This is a genomic window from Mesorhizobium sp. M7A.F.Ca.CA.001.08.2.1 (assembly GCF_003998455.1).
In the GTDB taxonomy this organism is placed as follows: Bacteria; Pseudomonadota; Alphaproteobacteria; order Rhizobiales; family Rhizobiaceae; genus Mesorhizobium; species Mesorhizobium ciceri.
The window spans coordinates 1-894 of the sequence record NZ_RZPW01001279.1; the positions used below are offsets into that span (position 1 = coordinate 1).

2 protein-coding genes are annotated in these 894 nt (G+C 66.4%); both read left to right on the forward strand.

Annotation, left to right across the window (positions count from 1 at the left end; all coding sequences use genetic code 11):
• The coding region (locus EN914_RS36815) for a lysophospholipid acyltransferase family protein (RefSeq protein ID WP_407067839.1) at positions 1-324 on the forward strand (324 nt) is incomplete at its 5' end.
• The coding region (locus EN914_RS36820) for a 3-deoxy-D-manno-octulosonic acid transferase (protein WP_281034706.1) at positions 321-894 on the forward strand (574 nt) is incomplete at its 3' end. The genes EN914_RS36815 and EN914_RS36820, both read left to right, overlap by 4 nt.

Sequence of the window (894 nt, forward strand, 5' to 3'; positions counted from 1 at the left end):
GGCAAGAACGTCGCCATGATCGCAGATATTCCGCACGGCACGCCGCGAGACGCAGGACTTGGTATCGTTCTCCTGGCTCGCCTCTCGGGCCGGCCGCTTGTGCCCGTCGCCATCACCACCAGCCGCCGCAAGGTGCTGGAGAAGAGCTGGGACAAGACCACCATCAACCTGCCGTTCGGCCGTTCGTCGATCGTCATCGGCCAGCCGATCTTCGTGGCGGCCGGCGCCGATGACGCCGAAATGGAGCGCAAGCGCCAGGAAGTGACGACAGCGCTCAATGCCGCGACCGCCGAGGCTTACCGTCTCGTGGATGCTCCGCGATGAGCGGCCGCTGGGCACGGGCCATGCTGTCGGCTTACCGATTCGCGGGTGCGGCAGCCTATCCGCTGGTCGGGCCCTACGTTGCCTGGCGCACCTCGCGCGGCAAGGAAGACCGCTACCGCCGCCGCGAGCGCTATGGCGTCGCCGGCCGCGCGCGCCCCGACGGGCCGGTGATCTGGATCCATGCCGCGAGCGTCGGCGAGACCATAGCCGTCGTGCCGCTGGTCGAAAGCATTCTCGACTACGGCGTCAACATCGTGCTGACGACCGGCACGGTCACCTCGGCGCAGGTCGCCGACGAGCGGCTCGGTGACCGCATCATCCATCAATATGTACCGCTCGACCTCAAGCCGGCGGTCAGCCGGTTCCTCGATCACTGGCAGCCGGATCTGGCAATCATCGCCGAATCCGAGATCTGGCCGATGACCATCCTCGAGCTTGGCGCGCGACGCGTGCCGCAGGTGCTGGTCAATGGCAGGCTGTCCGACCGCTCGTTCAAATCGTGGAAGAAACGCGCCAACAGCGCCTCGGCGATGTTGGCGCGTTTCTTCCACGATTTGAACGAGCGGTCGG